Source organism: Oxalobacteraceae sp. CFBP 8761 (assembly GCA_014841595.1).
Taxonomy (GTDB): domain Bacteria; phylum Pseudomonadota; class Gammaproteobacteria; order Burkholderiales; family Burkholderiaceae_D; genus Telluria.
In genome coordinates this window covers 119,478-136,037 of record JACYUE010000005.1, presented here as the reverse complement: position 1 = coordinate 136,037, position 16,560 = coordinate 119,478, and the positions used below count along the sequence as shown (strand labels likewise).

11 protein-coding genes are annotated in these 16,560 nt (G+C 64.2%); 8 read left to right on the top strand and 3 right to left on the bottom strand.

The genetic code is table 11. From position 1 onward, the window contains the following. Positions 1–106: 106 nt before the first annotated feature. Complete coding sequence (locus IFU00_21700; protein MBD8544895.1) at positions 107–2,239, top strand: DUF4214 domain-containing protein; 2,133 nt, start codon at positions 107–109, stop codon at positions 2,237–2,239. A 62-nt stretch (positions 2,240–2,301) separates the two neighbouring features. After that, positions 2,302–2,505: a SlyX family protein gene (locus IFU00_21695; protein ID MBD8544894.1), complete on the top strand. Its 204-nt coding sequence runs from the start codon at positions 2,302–2,304 to the stop codon at positions 2,503–2,505. A 1-nt stretch (position 2,506) separates the two neighbouring features. Here IFU00_21695 and IFU00_21690 read toward each other — a convergent pair whose 3' ends face one another. Further along, positions 2,507–3,796: a GMC family oxidoreductase gene (locus tag IFU00_21690; protein ID MBD8544893.1), complete on the bottom strand. Its 1,290-nt coding sequence runs from the start codon at positions 3,794–3,796 to the stop codon at positions 2,507–2,509. A gap of 193 nt (positions 3,797–3,989) precedes the next feature. On the opposite strand from IFU00_21690, the gene IFU00_21685 reads away from it, so the two are divergent. The 5 genes from IFU00_21685 (at position 3,990) to IFU00_21665 (ending at position 13,380) form a co-directional block, all read left to right on the top strand. Then, complete coding sequence (locus IFU00_21685; protein ID MBD8544892.1) at positions 3,990–6,131, top strand: M3 family metallopeptidase; 2,142 nt, start codon at positions 3,990–3,992, stop codon at positions 6,129–6,131. Between the two features lie 91 nt (positions 6,132–6,222). Continuing rightward, positions 6,223–8,346: a M3 family metallopeptidase gene (locus IFU00_21680; protein ID MBD8544891.1), complete on the top strand. Its 2,124-nt coding sequence runs from the start codon at positions 6,223–6,225 to the stop codon at positions 8,344–8,346. Between the two features lie 67 nt (positions 8,347–8,413). After that, complete coding sequence (locus IFU00_21675; protein MBD8544890.1) at positions 8,414–10,573, top strand: M3 family metallopeptidase; 2,160 nt, start codon at positions 8,414–8,416, stop codon at positions 10,571–10,573. Positions 10,574–10,709: 136 nt separating this feature from the next. Then, complete coding sequence (locus IFU00_21670) at positions 10,710–10,994, top strand: DUF4404 family protein (GenBank protein ID MBD8544889.1); 285 nt, start codon at positions 10,710–10,712, stop codon at positions 10,992–10,994. A gap of 106 nt (positions 10,995–11,100) precedes the next feature. Next, positions 11,101–13,380, top strand: a complete 2,280-nt coding sequence (locus IFU00_21665; protein MBD8544888.1) for a YgiQ family radical SAM protein — start codon at positions 11,101–11,103, stop codon at positions 13,378–13,380. Between the two features lie 71 nt (positions 13,381–13,451). On the opposite strand, the gene IFU00_21660 is transcribed toward IFU00_21665, so the two are convergent. Continuing rightward, a complete protein-coding gene (locus IFU00_21660) occupies positions 13,452–14,684 on the bottom strand; it encodes an AI-2E family transporter (GenBank protein ID MBD8544887.1) in 1,233 nt (410 codons plus the stop codon). Then, positions 14,645–15,100, bottom strand: a complete 456-nt coding sequence (locus IFU00_21655; GenBank protein MBD8544886.1) for a cyclic nucleotide-binding domain-containing protein — start codon at positions 15,098–15,100, stop codon at positions 14,645–14,647. Before IFU00_21655 ends, IFU00_21660 begins: the two co-directional genes overlap by 40 nt. Before the next feature lie 195 nt (positions 15,101–15,295). Between IFU00_21655 and IFU00_21650 the strand changes: the two genes are divergently transcribed. Next, positions 15,296–16,525 (top strand): GGDEF domain-containing protein, encoded by a 1,230-nt coding sequence (locus IFU00_21650; GenBank protein ID MBD8544885.1) that lies wholly within the window; start codon positions 15,296–15,298, stop codon positions 16,523–16,525. Positions 16,526–16,560: the final 35 nt, after the last annotated feature.

The following is a 16,560-nucleotide window of genomic DNA, read 5'->3' as shown; positions in this document are numbered from 1 at the left end:
CTATTTGACTTCAAGTGTCGAGCAAGAAATACTTGCCGGAATAACGAGATTTTGATATCTAAATTCCCACGGCATTTACCTTGCTGCAACGATTATTGACTGATTCATGGCAACTCCTTCCGACATTACCGTCACCCCGCTTACCGGACTGAACCATATCGACGCCTTGCTGGACAAGGGACCCGACTGGAACTTCCTCAGCAATAACAACGCCAACGTGCTGTTCTATACGTTCTCGACCACATCGGGCAATGAAAGCGGCCGGACGGGCCAGGAAACGTTCAGCGTCTCCCAGCAAGCCAATGCACGGACGGCGTTCAATTATCTGCAGCAAGTGACGGGGATCCAGTTTCAGGAAACGATGTCCGGCGCGAGCGCCCAGTTTCATCTGGCCAATCTGAACCTGGATGGCGCCTACACGACGGGCCTGAACAGCTGGTTGTCGCAGCGTAGCGGCACCGAGACCACGCTGACCGCGTACAACGCCAATGCCTACGTCTACCTGGACAACACCGAGTGGCGCGCGATGACCCAGGACCTGACGGTCGGCGGCCAGGGTTACGAGACCCTGCTGCACGAACTGGGCCATGCCCTTGGCCTGAAGCACCCGTTCCCGGAACCCGGTGATGACAGCCTGGCCGTGCTGCCCGACAGCGAAGACAACACGAGCAATACGATCATGTCGTACACCAGCGCCGGCGGTTGGCACAGCACTTACCAGCCCTACGACATCGCGGCACTGAACTGGCTGTATGGCGGCGATGGCCTGCGCGGCGAGCTCGGCATCAACAGCACGACGGGCGCACGCTATCTGACGGGGAGCTACAAGGACGATGTCCTGACCGGCACCCAATTCAACGACACATTGCAGGGCAACGGAGGGAACGACATGATTGACGGCGGCGAAGGCACGGACACGGTAATTTTCAATGGCAACCGCGGTGGGTATGCATTTTCCACACTGGCCGATGGCGCGCTGGCGGTGACGGGGGCCGATGGCACCGATACGCTGCGCAATGTCGAATGGCTGCAGTTTGCCGACATGCGTGTCGAGCGCGCCAACGTGGCGACCGATACTGTGGCGCCACCGCCGCCAGTGATGGCCGTGACGCAGAATGGCTACCTGTATGCGCGTGGCAGCCAGCCGGGCATGAATGGCACGGCGGAAGCGAATGCGACGGTTAAGGTCTATCTCAACGAGAAGGTCATTGCCACCGCCACGGCGGACGCGAATGGCCTGTGGAGCGCCCGTTCGACCGTGGCGCTGGCCGATGGCCTGAACTACCGCGCGTATGCCACCGCCACCGATGCGGCCGGCAACGTCTCGACGGGCAGCAGCGGCGTCACGTTCCACATCGACGCCACCCCGCCGACGATCCCGACCGTGAATATTGCCATGGCAGCAGGCGGCAACAAGCCGGTCTTCAGCGGCAACGGCGAAGCCGGCACCACGATCGAACTGTACCGCGACGGCGACTTCACCAAGATCGGCACCGCCGTGGTCGGCGCGAATGGCGCATGGTCGCTGACGTCGCAACCGCTGCCAAACGGTAACTACAACGTGATCGTGACGTCGCTGGACCTGGCCGGCAATGCGCGTGCCGGCCAGGTCACGGCTGCCGTATCGATCTCGCACCCAGGCTACCAGGCCGGCACCGCGAACGCGGACACCATCGTCATGAATGCGGGCAGCACTGCCGTGGACGCGGGCGTCGGCATCGATACCGTGGTGTTTGGCGGCGCACGCGCCGACTTCGCCGTCAAGAAGGAAACCTGGGGCTACTCGGTGACGGGCGCCAATGGCGAAGTCGACGGCCTGTTCAACGTCGAGCGCATCCAGTTCAACGATGGCTGGAAGGCGATCGACGACAATTCGGCCAAGATCTTCCGCCTCTACCAGGCCATCATGGGCCGCGAGTCGGACGAAGGTGGCCTGGGCTTCTGGACCAAGCACCTCGATAACGGCACGCTGCTGACCACGATCGCTGCCGGCTTCATGGAAGCGCCCGAATTCGACACGCTGTATGGCGCCGCGCCAAGCAACGAAGAATTCATCTACAAGCTGTACGACAACGTGCTCAATCGCGAGCCCGATGCCGGCGGTCTGCTGTACTGGACGGCGGAAATCGGTCGCCTTGGCCGGGAACAGCTGGTGATCGAGTTCAGCGAAAGCCCGGAAAACCAGGCGCTCGTCATCGAGACGGTCGGCAAGGGCCTGGACTTCATTCCTTACGCCTGACCTGCCAGGCGCGCGGCGCACCCGGTCATGCTGGCATAATGCCGGCTTTACCGGAGTGCGCCGTGGACCAGGAAGAACGTTTCGTCAATCTTGAAATCAAGCTCTCGCAGCAGGAAGACCTGCTCGATGAGCTGAACAAGACCATCTACCGCCAGGAACGCCGTATCGATGAGCTCGAGGCAATGGTCGGCAAGCTGGCCGACCACCTGCGCTCCCTGCGCGACGCCGGCCAGGCGCCACTCAACGAACGTCCCCCGCACTATTGAGTCATCCGACTCGCGCCAGGTGCTGCCCCAGGCGCTTGCCCAGGCACAGCAGGGTGAGTGTCGGCGGCAAGCCCCATGGCTGCGGGATCACCGACGCATCGCACACATATAAGCCCAGCGCACGCGTGCGCAGATCGGCGTCGACCCCGGCGCCGATCCGCACGCTGCCGCCCGGGTGCGCCGCGAAATGCCAGCTCTTGAACACGTGCCGCGCACCGGCTGCCTGCAGGATCGTGCGCGCCATCTGTTCGCCCTTTTGCAGGCGCGCGCGGTCGCCAGCGCTCAGGCGCTTGTCGGCCCAGCGCGGTCCGACGCGCCCGCTGATGTCGTCACGAATCTTGACCATGATGCTCAGGGTGCGCCGGTGTGCGAACAAGCGGTCCACGCGCCCGACCTGCGTTGCAAAGGCCTGGTACATCGGGCGCGGCAAGGTCAGGTCGGCCAGCGCGATGCCGGCCTCCGGGTCGTGCCAGCCGGCCGCCATCGGGACTTCGGCGCCGCCATCGATGTCGGTCACGCTGCCCATCACGGCCACCACCGGATCGCTGAAGAACGGCGCATCGCGCGGCCCCAGCCCTGATGCATGCAGGATGCGCGGACTGCCGATCCCGCCGCCACTGAGGATCACCAGCGGCGCGTGGATCGTCTGCAGCTGGCCACCATGCCGCACCTCGACACCGCTCGCCCGGCCGCCCTCCAGCAGCACGCGCGTGACGCGGCTGGCCGCTTGCAGCACGGCGCCAAATCCGACCGCCTGTTCGACGAAATCACGGGCACTCCACTTGGCGCCGAACGGGCAGCCGTAGGTGCAGCGCCAGCAACCGCTGCGGCACAGCGCCGGCCGGATCATCTTGTCGAGTTTTTTCCAGTCAATGCCGGCCGCATGCGCCGCCGTCATGATGCGCGTGGCCATCGGGCCGACCAGCGCATCGGGCAGGGGCGCGAGCGGCAATTCCGCGCGCAGTTCGGCCAGGCTCGGGGCCAGGTCGATACCGAATGCGGCGAAGTAGGCCGCCGGCGGCGCGGCCGCAGTGGCGAAGTTGACGGCCGAGCTGCCGCCCAGCGTCGTGCCGGCTACCAGCAGCGATGCATCGCGGTGGATGAAGGCGCCGCGCCCGGGCACGGCCGCCATCGATGCCATCTGCGTGACCGTGCCGGCGAGGGGCGCCGCGCCGCCCTGTTCGAGCAGCAGGACCCGGCTGCCGGCGCGCGCCAGTTCACGCGCGACGCTGGCCCCGCCCGGGCCGGTGCCGACCACGATGGCGTCGAAGGAAGAGGAAGAAAGGGTCATGGAAAGGGGGCGGCAAAGGGGCCCCGATCCTAGCACGGTCGCCACGAATCTTCGTCAATACAGCACCCGCGGATTGATACATTGCGGTACTTTTTAATTGTTACAAGCGCCATGCAAGCCTGCTATGATCTTCAGCGCACTGCTGTCGAGCCACTGGCGACAGCGCCCTTCCTCAGTGTTAGCGAAAGACCTCATGATCCGTCCTCAACTGCTCATCGTGGCAGCCGGCGTCGCGCTGGCGTGTTCCGCCATCGCAGCGCCTGCCGCACCCGCCCTCGACGCATCCAACCCGTTCGCCAAGCCCAGCAGCCTGCCGCTGCAATACCCGGCGTTCGACAAGATCAAGGATGCGCACTACCTGCCTGCGTTCGCTGCCGGCATGCGCGAAGAACTGCGCGAAGTCGAGGCGATCGCCAACGACAAGGCGGCGCCGACGTTCGACAACACGATCGTGGCGCTGGAAAAATCCGGCCAGTTGCTGGCACGCGTAAACGCGACCTTCGGCAATCTGCACGGCGCCAACACCAACGACACGCTCGACGCAGTCGATCGCGAGATGTCGCCCAAGCTGGCGGCGCACACCGATGCAATCCACCTGAACGCGAAGCTGTTCGCGCGCGTCAAGGCGCTGCACGACAAACGTGCTTCGCTCGGCCTGGATGCCGAATCGACGCACCTGCTCGAGCGCTACTACAAGGAATTCGTGCGCGCCGGCGCCAACCTGTCGGCGGCCAACCAGGCCAAGCTGAAGGCCTACAACGGCGAGATCGCTTCGCTGCAGTCGGACTTCCAGCAGCGCGTGCTCAAGGGCGCGAATGCCGCCGCCCTGATCGTGAATACCCGCGCTGAACTGGCGGGCCTGTCCGATGCCGAGATCAATGCCGCCGCTGCTGAAGCGACCAAGCGCGGCCAGAAGGGCAAGTTCGCGATCCCGATCGTCAACACGTCGATCCAGCCTGGCCTGTCGGTGCTGACGCACCGCGCCACGCGCGAGCGCCTGATGAAAGCCTCGCTCGAGCGCGGCACCAAGGGCGGCGAATTCGACACGACCAAGCAGGTGCTGCGCCTGGCCAAGCTGCGCGCCGAACGCGCCGTGCTGCTGGGTTACCCGAACTTCGCGGCCTACTCGCAAGAGCTGGAAACCGCGCGCAATCCGGCCGCTGTCAACAAGCTGCTGGGCGACCTGGCCAAGCCGGCCGTCAACAACGCGAAGAAGGAAGCCGTCGAGATCCAGGCCGCGATCAATAAAGACGGCGGCAAATTCGAGGTGGCAAGCTGGGACTGGCCGCTGTACGCCGACAAGGTGCGCGCCGAGAAATTCAATTTCGACGACAGCCAGCTGCGCCCGTATTTTGAACTGAACCGCGTGCTGGTCGATGGCGTGTTCTTCGCCGCGACCAAGGAATACGGCATCACGTTCAAGGAACGCAAGGACCTGCCGACGTATGACCCCGACGTGCGCACCTTCGACGTGTACGACGTCGACGGCAAGCTGCTGACGATCTTCATTTTCGATCCGTACGCACGCAGCAACAAGCAGGGCGGCGCCTGGATGAACGAGTACGTCTCCCAGTCGCACCTGCTGGGTCAGAAGCCCGTCATCGGCAACCACCTGAACATTCCGAAGCCGCCAGCCGGCGAGCCGACGCTGCTGACGTACGACGAAGTGGTCACCACGTTCCACGAATTCGGCCACGCGCTGCACGGCATGTTCTCGGACGTGAAGTACCCAAAATTCTCGGGCACGAACGTGCCGCGCGACTTCGTCGAGTATCCGTCGCAGGTCAACGAAATGTGGGTGACCTGGCCTGAAGTGCTGGCCAATTACGCCAAGCATTACAAGACCGGCGCGCCGATGCCGAAGGACTTGCTGGACAAGGTCGTCGCGTCGAAGAAGTTCGGCCAGGGCTACACCACCACCGCGTACCTGGCGGCGGCGCTGCTCGACCAGCGCTGGCACCAGATCACGCCAAACCAGGTGCCTACCGACGTGCTGAGCTTCGAAGCGAAGGCGCTGGCCGATGCAGGCGTGGCGTATGCACCGGTGCCGCCGCGCTACCGCAGCGCGTACTTCTCGCACTCGATGGGCGGCGGCTATTCGGCCGGCTACTACGCCTACCTGTGGAGCGAGCGCCTGGACGCCGAGACGGTCAAATGGTTCACCGAAAGCGGTGGCCTGACGCGCAAGAACGGCGACCATTTCCGCAAGACGCTGCTCTCGCGTGGCGGCACGCAAGAAGCGATGGACCTGTTCCGCAACTTCCGTGGCCGCGATCCGGTGATTGGCCCACTGCTGGAACGCCGCGGCCTGACCGCGACGCCGTCGAACGACTGATGCCTGCACGCTGCCTGCGCCGTCACGAGCGGTGCAGGTGGCGCGCTGCGCCATTGACCTACCCTTTTTCTCCCATCGCACAAGAGATACCATGAACCGTCCAAAACTGCTGCTGATCGCAGCCGGCGTTGCCCTTGCCACCCTCGCGTTTTCCAAGTCTGCCAGCGCTGCGCTGCCAGCCTCGAATCCGTTCGCCAAGCCGAGCACCCTGCAGTACGGCTACCCGGCCTTCGACAAGATCAAGAACGAGCACTTCGCGCCGGCGTTTGACGAAGGCATGCGCGAGCAGGCTGCTGAAATCGCCAAGATCGCCAACAACAAGGCGGCGCCGACGTTCGACAACACGATCGTGGCGATGGAGCGCTCGGGCCAGCTGCTGGGCCGCGTGCGCGCCGTGTTCTACACGCTGACCGGTTCGTACACCAACGACACGCTGCAGGCACTGGACAAGGACCTGGCGCCGAAATTCGCCGCCCACAGCGACGCGATCCGCCTGAACCCGGCCCTGTTTGCCCGCATCAAGACGCTGCACGACAAGCGCGCCACGCTCGGCCTGGATGCCGAATCGGCATTCCTGCTCGAGCGCTACTACAAGGACTTCGTGCGCGCCGGTGCCAACCTGTCCGCTGCCGACAAGGTCAAGCTCAAGGACTACAACGGCAAGCTGGCCGCACTGCAGACCCAGTTCAGCCAGAACGTGCTGAAGGAAGTCAACGCCTCGGCCTTCGTCGTCGACACCCGCGCCGAACTGGCCGGCCTGCCCGAGAAGGCGATCGATGCGGCCGCCGCCGAAGCGAAAAAGCGCGGCCTGGATGGCAAGTTCGTCATCCCGGTTGTCAACACCACGCAGCAAGCGCCGCTGGCCGTGCTGACCAACCGCGCCACGCGCGAAAAACTGCTCACCACGTCGATGATCCGCGGCAGCCGCGGCGGCGAATTCGACAACCGCGACGTCGTGCTGCAACTGGCGAAATTGCGCGCCGAACGCGCCGAGCTGCTGGGCTATGAAAACTACGCCGCCTACTCGCTCGAAGACCAGACCGCGAAGAACACCACGTCGGTCAACAAGCTGCTGGGCGACCTGACCGCGCCGGCCGTGCGCAACGCAAAGAAAGAAGCGGCCGAGATCCAGGCCGTGATCGATGCAGAGAAGGGCGGCTTCAAGCTGGCCGCGCAGGACTGGGCGATCTACAGCGACAAGGTGCGCACCGCCAAGTACGCGTTCGACGCCAACCAGCTCAAGCCGTACTTCGAATTCGACAACGTGCTGGAGAAAGGCACGTTTTTCGCTGCGACCAAACTCTGGGGCATCACCTTCAAGCGCCGCACCGACCTGCCGACCTACGACGCCGACGTGCGCGTGTATGACGTGTTCGAAGAAAACGGCGCCCACCTGGCGATCTTCGTGGTCGACCCGTATGCGCGCCCGAACAAGCGCGGCGGCGCATGGATGAGTTCGCTGGTCGACCAGAGCTTCCTGCTCGACAAGAAGCCCGTCATCACCAACAACCTGAACCTGACCAAGCCGGCCGCAGGCGAGCCGACCCTGCTGACCTGGGACGAAGTGCGCACGACGTTCCATGAATTCGGCCACGCAACCCACGGCTGGTTCTCGAAGGTCAAGTACCCGCGCTTCTCGGGCACCAGCGTGCCACGCGACTACGTCGAGCTGCCATCGCAGGTCTACGAGATGTGGATGGCCTGGCCCGAAGTGATGGCCAGCTATGCCAAGCATTACCAGACCGGCGCCGTAATGCCGAAGGAACTGCTCGACAAGCTGCGCGCGTCGCAGAAGTTCAATGAAGGCTACCGCACCACCGAGTACCTGGCTGCTGCGGTGCTCGACCAGCGCTGGCACCAGCTTGGCTCGAAAGCCATCCCGACCGACGTGAAGACGTTCGAGCAGCAAGCGCTGAAGGATGCGGGCCTGGACTTCGCACCGGTCCCGCCGCGCTACAGCAGCACGTACTTCTCGCACGCGATGGGCGGTGGTTATTCGGCTGGCTATTACAGCTACCTGTGGGCCGAGCGCCTCGACGCCGATGCCGGCGAATGGTTCAAGGAAAACGGCGGCCTGCAGCGCAAGAACGGCGATCGCTTCCGCAATATGGTCCTGTCGAAGGGCGGCACTGTCGATGCGGTCGAGATGTACCGCGCCTTCCGTGGCCGCGATCCGGTCATCGAGCCGCTGCTGGAACGCCGTGGCCTGAATTGATGCCGGGACAGCCGGCCTGCGCCGGCTGTCAGCAGGTCCTTATCCTTACCGTGAAAAGCACAAGAACATGAAACGTACCCATATCATCCTGGCCGCTGCCATCAGCGCTGCCTTTGCCAATGTCGCGTTGGCCGCGCCTGCGCCGGCGACTGCCGCACCCATGACCGCCGCGGCGCCGTTCGACGCGAGCAACCCGTTCGCCAAAGAGAGCAGCCTGCAATACAACTACCCGGCCTGGGACAAGATCAAGGACGAGCATTTCGCCCCGGCCTACGCCGAAGCGATGCGCCAGCACGCGGCGGAGATCGAGAAGATCGCCAACAACAAGGCTGCGCCAACCTTCGAGAACACCATCGTGGCGATGGAGCGCTCGGGCCGCATGCTGAACCGCGTCAGCACCGCCTTCGGCACGCTGTCGGGTTCTTACACCAACGACACGCTGATCGCGCTGGGCCGCGATATCGCGCCCAAGCTGTCGCAGCACAGCGATGCGATCCGCCTGAACGGCAAGCTGTACGCCCGCATCAAGGCGCTGTACGACAAGCGCGCCAGCCTGAAGCTCGACAGCGAATCGGCCTACCTGCTGGACCGCTACAACAATGACTTCGAGCGCGCCGGCGCCAAGCTGTCGGACGCCGACAAGGAAAAGCTGAAGGCCTTCAACAGCCAGCTGGCCGCCCTGCAGACCAAGTTTGCACAAGACACGCTGAAAGAAGCCAACGCGTCGGCACTGGTGGTCGATTCGCGCGCCGAACTGGCGGGTATGAGCGACAAGGCCATCGACGCCGCCGCCGCCGAAGCCAAGAAGCGCGGCATGGATGGCAAGTTCGTCCTGCCGGTCGTGAACACCACGCAGCAGGCATCGCTGTCGGTGCTGACCAACCGCGCCACGCGCGAAAAACTGCTGGCCGCCTCGATGGCGCGCGGCAGCCGTGGCGGTGAATTCGACACCCGCAACACCGTGCTGCAGATCGCCAAGCTGCGCGCCGAACGCGCCGTGCTGCTGGGCTTCCCGAACCACGCCGCCTACAACCTGGAAGAGCAGACTGCCAAGACCACCGACGCCGTCAACAGCCTGCTGGCCGAACTGGCCACGCCTGCCGTGAACAACGCGAAGAAGGAAGCGGCCGATATCCAGAAGGTGATCGATGCGGAGAAGGGTGGTTTCAAGGCCGCCGCGTATGACTGGAGCTTCTACAGCGACAAGGTACGCGCCGAGCGTTACGCGTTCGACGCCAGCCAGCTGCGTCCGTACTTCGAACTGAACCGCGTGCTGGTCGATGGCGTGTTCTTTGCCGCGACCAAGGAATTCGGCATCACGTTCAAGGAACGCAAGGACCTGCCGGGCTACAACGAAGACGTGCGCGTGTTCGACGTGTTCGACGTCGATGGCAAGCAACTGGCGATCTTCACGTTCGACCCGTACGCCCGCTCCAACAAGCGTGGCGGCGCCTGGGCCAACGCCTGGGTCGGCCAGAGCAAGCTGCTGGGCACCAAACCTGTCATTGCCAACAACCTGAACATCCCGAAGCCGGCCGCCGGCGAGCCGACGCTCTTGACCTACGACGAAGTGCGTACCACGTTCCACGAATTCGGCCACGCGCTGCACGGCATGTTCTCTGATGTGCAGTACCCGCGCTTCTCGGGTTCGCGCGTGCCGCGTGACTACGTCGAGTTCCCGTCGCAGGTCAACGAGATGTGGATGGCCTGGCCGGAAGTGCTGGCCAACTACGCCAAGCATTACCAGACTGGCGAGCCGATGCCGAAAGCACTGCTGGACAAGGTGCAGGCATCGTCGCAGTTCAACGAAGGCTTCCGCACCACCGAGTACCTGGCCGCTGCGCTGCTGGACCAGGCCTGGCACCAGCTGGCGCCGAACCAGATCCCGACCGATGTGCTGGCGTTCGAAGCGCAGGCACTCAAGAAGGCCGGCGTTGACTTCGCCCTGGTGCCGCCGCGTTATCGCAGCACGTACTTCTCGCACACGTTCTCGGGCGGTTACTCGGCCGGTTACTACGGCTACCTGTGGGCCGAAAAGCTCGACGCCGACACGGTCGAGTGGTTCAAGGCCAATGGCGGCCTGACGCGCAAGAACGGCGACCATTTCCGCAAGACGCTGCTGTCGCGTGGCGGCACGCTGGACGCGATGCAGATGTACCGTAATTTCCGCGGCAAGGATGCGGATATCAAGCCGCTGCTGGAGCGTCGTGGGTTGACGGGTAATTAACGGCATCGCGCGTTGCCGAACAACAGGGGCTCCCGCGCAGGCGGGGGCCCCTGTTCATTTCGCTCCCCGCACGGCCGTGTTCTCTCCTACGCCCTCCATGCCTTACAATGAAATCGACCAATCCACGGAGACCACGATGCAACCCGAACACGATGCCGACCTGAAGGCACGCCTGAAAGCCCTGCACCGCGAACTGCAGGAAACCGGTGACACCGATGTCGAACTGGAAACGCTGCTGCGCCAGCTCGATGGCGACATCGAGAAAGTCCTCGAACGCCGCGCCGAGCAGCAGCTCGATGCAAATACCTATGGCCTGGGCTCGCGCACGCAGGAGCTGGCAGCCAGTTTTGCCGCCCGCCACCCGCGCGTCGAGCACGGCTTGCGCGAACTGGGTCAGATCCTGTCGAACATGGGCATTTGACCTGCGCTGCTGAAATAGTAGGCTAATAGCCACAAGTCATTGATTTTAAGCCATTTTTCGGGGCCTTCCATGCTCCGTAAATGGTTTTCCGGTACAATGCCGGGCAATGAACTCCCCTGCCAATCTCTTTGCGACGGTCGCCAAGCGCTCCAGCCGCGCCCCGACCGCACCCTTCCTCCCGATGTCCCGCGCCGAAATGGACGCATTGGGCTGGGATTCGTGCGACATCATCCTGATCACGGGTGACGCCTACATCGACCACCCGAGCTTCGGCATGGCGCTGGTCGGCCGGCTGCTCGAAGCGCAGGGGTACCGGGTCGGCATCATCAGCCAGCCCGACTGGACCTCGGTCGAGCCGTTCCGCGCACTGGGCAAACCCAATCTGTACTGGGGCGTCACCGCCGGCAATATGGACTCGATGGTCAACCGCTACACGGCCGACCGCAAGATCCGCTCTGACGACGCCTACACGCCCGAAGGCGCGCCGAACAAGCGCCCCGACCGCGCCGTGACTGTGTATTGCCAGCGCGCCCGTGAAGCATTCCCCGGCGTGCCGGTGATCGCCGGCAGCATCGAAGCCTCGCTGCGCCGCATCGCCCACTACGATTACTGGTCCGATAAAGTGCGCCGCTCGGTGCTGTTCGAATCGAAGGCCGACCTGCTCATCTTCGGCAACGCCGAGCGCGCGCTGGTCGACCTGACGCGCCGTATCGCCGCGGGCGAAAGCATCAAGACGATCCGCGACTTGCGCGGCACCGCCTTCCTGGTCCCGCTGGGCTGGCTGCCGGACGAAGAGTGGAGCGTGCACAATTCCACCCGCGTGGACGTGCCGGGCCGCATCGACAAGCAGCCGAACCCGTACGCGATGGCACTGGAAGACCCGAAGGCCTGCGCGCTCGACAACGCCGCGCCCGAGCCCGAGGTCAAGCCGATCATGATCATGACGCGCGAGCAGCGCCAGGCCGCGGCCCGCGAAAAAGCGGCCAAGACCGTCGTGCGCCTACCGAGCTTTGAAACCGTCAGCGTCGACCCGGTCATGTACGCGCACACCTCGCGCGTGTTCCACCTCGAATCGAACCCGGGCAATGCACGTGCGCTTGTACAGGCGCACGGCGACCGCGACGTCTGGCTGAACCCGCCGCCGCTGCCGCTGGCGATGGACGAGATGGACAATGTCTACGACATGGCCTACGCCCGCGCGCCGCACCCGAGCTACGGCAAGGCGCACATCCCGGCCTGGGAAATGATCCGCTACTCGGTCAACATCATGCGCGGCTGCTTCGGCGGCTGCACCTTCTGCTCGATCACCGAGCACGAAGGGCGCATCATCCAGAGCCGCTCCGAGCCGTCGATCCTGCGCGAAATCGAACTGATCCGCGACACGACCAAGAACTTTGCCGGCACCATCACCGACCTCGGTGGCCCCACCGCCAACATGTACCGCCTGGCGTGCAAGGAAAAGACGATCGAGGAAAGCTGCCGCCGCCTGTCGTGCGTGTACCCGACCATCTGCAGCAACCTGGGCACCGACCACAGCAAGCTGATCTCGCTGTACCGCAAAGCGCGCGCGATCCCCGGCATCAAGAAGATCCTGATCGGTTCGGGCCTGCGCTACGACCTGGCCGTGCGCTCGCCCGAGTACGTCAAAGAGCTGGTCACCCACCACGTGGGCGGCCTCTTGAAGATCGCACCTGAGCACACCGAAGCGGGCACGCTGTCGAAGATGATGAAGCCGGGCATCGGCGCCTATGACGAGTTCAAGCGCATGTTCGACAAGTACTCGCTCGAAGCCGGCAAGAAGCAGTACCTGATCCCGTACTTCATCGCGGCCCACCCGGGTTCGACTGACGAAGACATGCTGAACCTGGCGCTGTGGCTGAAGAAAAACAACTTCAAGCTCGACCAGGTGCAGACGTTCACGCCGACGCCAATGGCGATGGCCACGACGATGTACCACTCGCGCCGCAACCCGCTGGCCAAGGTGACCGAGGATTCGGAAATCGTCGAGACGGCAAAGAGCGGCAAGACGCGCAAACTCCACAAGGCGTTCCTGCGTTATTACGACCCGGAGAACTGGCCGATCCTGCGCGAAGGCCTGTATCGCATGGGGCGTGGCGACCTGATCGGTAACAGCGACCGGCACCTGATCCCGGCCCCGGGCGGCGAGATGTCCAGCGGTTCGCTGCGCGAAGAGCGCCGCGGCCCGGGCATGGCGCCGAAAGGGCGGCCAGCCGATGGCGCGCAGAAGCGTCCAATGGGCGCTGGCGCTCCACGCGGCCGCACCGACCGCACGCCGGCCACGACGCCGTTCATGGCGCCGCCGTCGAAGGTCAAGCCGTCGATCCTGTCGACCATCAAGGCCAAGCCAAAGACCGTGCGCAAATAAACACGATCGACGGGATAAAAAAAACCGGCGCCTGGGGCGCCGGTTTTTTTTCGGTGGTGCAATGTTGTCCGTTACGGTTTGGTCTTCAGTTTCGCATTCGGCGTTGGCGCCCCGCGCCGTTCGCGCGCGATGTCCAGGTCCATGCTGGCCTGTCGTGTGCGCAGCGAATTGGCATAGCGGTGCCGCGCCCGCAGGCGCGGGTGCGTGACCAGGACGCCCAGCGTCTCGCCAATCACCATCACCACGCCCAGCAGCGGCAGCACCAGCATCAGTCCCACCACGCCCGCCAGCATGCCGCCGACAAAGATCATCAGCACTGTGACCAGCGGATGGATGTGCAGGCTGCGGCCCAGCGTGGCCGGCATGAAGATGAAGTCGTCCAGCAGGCGCACCAGCACGAACACGCCAATGGCGCCATAGGCCATCAGCGGGTTGCCCGGCGCATCGGTCGAGGCGACGATGACGACCAGCGCGCAGCCGGCGATCGAGCCGACGAACGGCACCCAGGCCAGCACCGCCGAGATCAGGCCCAGCAGCAGGGGCGAGGACACGCCGATGATCCACAGGCCCAGCGCCAGCACGATCGTGTCGAGCACCGTCAGCTTGAGCAGGCCTTCGAAGTAGCGGCGCGCGGTCTGGTCGACTTCGTGCAGCAGGTACAGCGCCGGTTCGAAGTAGGCGTTCGGCACCGCGCGCGCCAGGAACTTCTTGAAGCGCACACCGTCGCGCAGCAGGAAGAAGCTGAGAAATGGCGCCAGGAACAGCGACGGCACCCAGGTCACGATGCCCACGACGATGTCGCCCAGGTGGTTCTGCGCGAAGTCGCTGGTGTAGTTGGTGAACGCGCGATTGACGGTCGACGTCAGGCGCATCTCGGCCAGCAGCGGGAATTTCGCTTCCAGCAAACCCATCGAATTGCGTACGAAGGCGACGCCACCGTCGAGGTACAGGCTGATCGTCGCTTCCCATGAATCTTCTTCAGGGCCGTCGCCCCAGGCCATGGCGGCCGTCAGCGCCAGCGCGGTCAGTGTAAAGAACAGCGTGCAGACCCACAGCGCGGCAGCGTTGCGGCCAAAGCCCGCGCGCACCATGCGCTGCATCGGGCCCAGCAGGATGTAATACAGGACGGCGCCGAAGATGAAGGGCAGGGCCAGCCACAGCAGCTTCTGGACGACGAGCAGCAGCAGGCAGGTGCCGCCGATGATGCCGGTCCAGACGACCGGGCCGGCGCGCTCGGGGCCGTGGGCAGGGTCGAGGTGGGTGCTCACAACGCTTCCAGCTGTGGCCGGCCGGTGCCCATCCATTCACGCAGGCGCAGGCCAATGTGGCGCGCCAGTGCCAGCGAGATCTTGTAGCCGATGACGGCGTCGGTTTCCATCAGGCCCAGGAAGTCGGCGCGGAAGAACACGGCCACTTCGCATGGCTCGAGGGCGCGTGCCTGGGCATTGCGGGGCGAATTGTCGAGCAGCGCCAGGTCGCCAAAAAAGCCGCCCGGCTCGAGCTCGGCCACGACCTGCGTCATGCCCTCGTGCAGGCGGCTGATGCGCACCCGGCCGCTCATCAACAGATACAGCGCCTGGCCCTCTTCGCCCTCGTCGAACATGATTTCGTCTTTTAAATAGCGGCGCTCGTGCAGCAAGCCATCGACGATCTTCAGTTCCAGCGGCGTGAGCGCCGCAAACAGCGATGAGCTCTTGAGCCGATGCAGGCGCGGCGACATGCGCGGGGGTTTGAGAAAACGAAAAATCAAGGCGTGCTCCAGGGTGGTGCGGTCTGTTGTCTGTTTGATTATCCGCGATCGGATGCTGCCACGCATCAAAAAGCGTCGCGTGCGCGCGGCGGTGTGGCGGCGCGTCCATAAGGCAGGTCAAGCGTGCGCTCGCCTGTATTAAAAAACGTGTAACATAATTCCATAATGCAACATAAGTGGTTTTTTTGTAAAGCCGCGCGCGGTGAGGCGAGGCGGGTGCAAGTGCCTTTTCAAGGACAGGCAGTGATTGATATACAGACTTTTCTTCTTGCACTCGGCATCGGCAACGTCGGCTTTGCGATTCTGATGGCGGGATACACCCACGGCGCCGCGCCCAGTGCCGGGCTGCGCCTGTGGATGTGGGCGCGGCTTGGCATGGGCGTGAGCCAGCTGATCGGTTGGGCCAGTCCGGTACTGGGCCTGCCGCTGATCGTCGGCCTGGAGGGCCTCGTCTGGATTCTCGCCATGTCCCTTGAAATGGCGGCGTATTGCGTGTTCTTCGGCTTCGCACGCTGGGGCCGGGTGCTGCTGCCGATCACGCTGTTGTCTTCTGCCATCGTGCTGGCGGGCGCAGTGCGTGGGGCCAGTCACGTTCAGCTCAGTGTACTCGTGGGTGTCGTGGTGGCGTTCTTCGCCGCTGCCATGGCGTGGGCGCTGCTGCGCCGGCGCAGCGCGTCGCTGCTGCAGCGGATCATCGGCATCAACGACGCGCTGTTCGCCACGGCTGTCGCCGTCTGGGTCGTTTCGGGATGGCTGAACAAGGGCCCGCTCGACCACAGCGCTGCCCAGCAGGTGGCGTACCTGACGGGCTACGTGCTCATGATCGTCAACGGCTTCGGCTTTTTGTTGCTGTGCAAGCAGAAGGACGACAGCCGGATGGCGAAGCTGGCCACGACCGATTCCCTGACAGGATTGCCAAACCGCCACGCATTTCTTGAACAGGCCGACGGCGCGCGCCTGCTGGCCCAGCGTCAGCGTACCGGCCTGGGCCTCCTGATGATCGACATCGACCACTTCAAGCAAATCAATGACCGCTGGGGCCATGCTTCCGGCGACGAGGCGCTGGTGGTATTTGCACGCACCATACGGCAACTCCTGCGCGAACACGAAACGATCGGCCGCGTGGGTGGCGAAGAATTCGCGCTGCTGCTGCCCGGGGCCGATCTCGATGCGGCGGTGCAGGCTGCCGAGCGGTTGCGTCGGGCGATCCGCGAAGCGACGGTCATCACCAGCGGTCCGACCTACCGGATGACGGTCAGCATCGGCGTCGTGGTGCTCGATCCGCACGAAGATCTGGGTGGGGCCATGGCGCGTGCCGACCATGCACTGTATGCGGCCAAGCGCGCGGGGCGGGATCGGGTGGAAATCGGGGAGTTGATGCGCAAGCGGGCGTAACGTGGCAGCGGTGTGCAAGCCGTCACGCAAACGCG